Raw genomic sequence first — 1,785 nt, 5'->3', positions numbered from 1 at the left:
GCATCCAGGTGGAGGGGAGGGTGGCTGCCGCAGCGCAGGTCGGTCTCGGCAAGGCCGGCCCCTGCCAGCCACCGGCGGACCCGCGCGACATGGCGCGCCTCGCCGTTATGCGAGGCGCAGGCCAGGGCCAGGTCCGCGGCATCGCCGCCCGATGCGTCGAGGGCGCCGGTTTCCACCAGGGGCACGGCCTGGAACGGCTTGATCGCCGAGCGGGGAAAGACCGGCTCCGCGACATCGCCCAGCGCCAGCACGAGCCGTCCGGTGCGGTCGGCCATCGCCAGGCGGCCGCGATGGCGGCTCTCGATGTGGTCGCCGCGGGTCACCAGCACCGCGACAGGATCATCCACCTGCGTTCCTCCTCCGGGCCCTCGGGCAAGCATCCACGCGGCCTGTGCGCGTGGCACGGGCGAGGCGGCGGCGCAAGCCTCGCCTGGCGGACCTGGCGGACCCGCGCCAGACGCAGGGCAGACCGGCTCCTACAGGATTGTCACTGGTCCAAAGGTCATTTCTGGCAGATTTTCCGGATGAAGCACGTACAACGCTCCAGCATCCGGAAAAAATATGACAAGAAGCATGGAACGGCGTCATTTTCTCGGGGGCCTGCTTGGGCTGTCCGCCGCGGCTGCACTGCCGTTCTCAGGCCAGCCTGCGGCTGCTGCTTCGAAGTTCCCGGTCTGGCAATGCATGCGCTGGAACAAGCTGCCCGGCAGCTTCAGCGCCTGCGGCATGCGCACCATGACGATCTTCTACGAATCGGCGCTGGTGACCAAGAAGGCGATCGACCTCGCCAAGATCGACAAGGTCGCAGCGCAGATCCGCTCGGCCAGGCCGCCGCTCGTGACCCTCGACATCGAGTGCTGGGACCCAGCCACGGCGTCCGGCCGGGACAAGCTCATCCGGGTGATCGAGCGGATCCGCTCCAAGGTGCCAAGCTCGGTGAAGCTCGGCTATTGGGGGATCATGCCGGGCTATGCCTATCCGGACTATGTGGCTGGGGGCAGCCGGCTCGCCCGGCAGCGCACGTCCAACCGGTCGATGCGCCCGCTGGCCGCCAAGTGCGACTGGATCATGCCCTCGCTCTACACCTATGACGGCAATCGGACGCGCTGGGCGAAGTTCGCGGACATCATCCTCGCGGAGGCCAATGCCTACGGCAAGCCGGTGATGCCCTGGCTCTGGCCGCAGTTTCACGACCAGTCGCCGGACAAGAAGCTGCGCTACAAGCTCATTCCAGGCGAGTTCTTCCGCAGCGAGCTGGAGAAGGCGCGCAGCCGGGCCGACGCGGTGTGCCTGTGGGGGACGCGCGCCAAGAGCGGCGGGAGCACCGACCGGCTCGTCTGGCAGCCCAAGGCCAGTTGGTGGAGGGAGACAAAGGCCTTCCTCAAGACCACGGGGCATGACATCAAGGGTTGCAAAATCTGATGGCAGAGTTTGTATTGCGCCGGCGTGCCGTGAGTACAGGCTGTGTGTACTCGCGACACGCAAGTACGCAGGTGGATGAAGCACAATTGATATACCGGAAAGCGACGCGACGAGAGATCGTAGCATGGGCGTCGCAATAATTCCGGTTCTCTTGAGGAAGCCTCGATGCAGCGACGTGATTTCCTGGCCGGGCTGGTTGCCACGCCTACGGCCCCGGGCCTGACGGATCTATTGTCCGGCCTGAAGGGCGGCACGACGCCGCCGAAGCCTATACCCACTCCCAATCCGACGCCCACGCCTACCCCTACTCCCACGCCCGACAAGAAGAACTTCATCGCCTGGGAGTGCATGCGCTGGAACAAT

The 1,785-nt window shown here is 66.0% G+C and carries 2 protein-coding genes and 1 pseudogene; 2 read left to right on the top strand and 1 reads right to left on the bottom strand.

The genetic code is table 11. The features are described 5' to 3' along the window. Positions 1–347, bottom strand: a 347-nt coding sequence (locus tag EQG76_RS22865; protein ID WP_200841041.1) for an asparaginase, incomplete at its 3' end; no start/stop codon positions are given. Between the two features lie 337 nt (positions 348–684). Here EQG76_RS22865 and EQG76_RS22860 point away from each other — a divergent pair. Both EQG76_RS22860 and EQG76_RS32415 read left to right on the top strand, forming a co-directional pair. Beyond that, on the top strand, positions 685–1,422 hold the full coding sequence (locus EQG76_RS22860; protein ID WP_159716614.1) for a hypothetical protein: 738 nt from the start codon (positions 685–687) through the stop codon (positions 1,420–1,422). 165 nt (positions 1,423–1,587) lie between these two features. Next, positions 1,588–1,785: pseudogene (locus EQG76_RS32415) on the top strand (hypothetical protein); the annotation flags it as partial.

It is taken from the genome of Geminicoccus flavidas (assembly GCF_009806515.1).
In the GTDB taxonomy this organism is placed as follows: domain Bacteria; phylum Pseudomonadota; class Alphaproteobacteria; order Geminicoccales; family Geminicoccaceae; genus Geminicoccus; species Geminicoccus flavidus.
The sequence above is the reverse complement of the archived record's forward strand: the minus strand, read 5'-3'. Positions and strand labels throughout refer to the sequence as shown.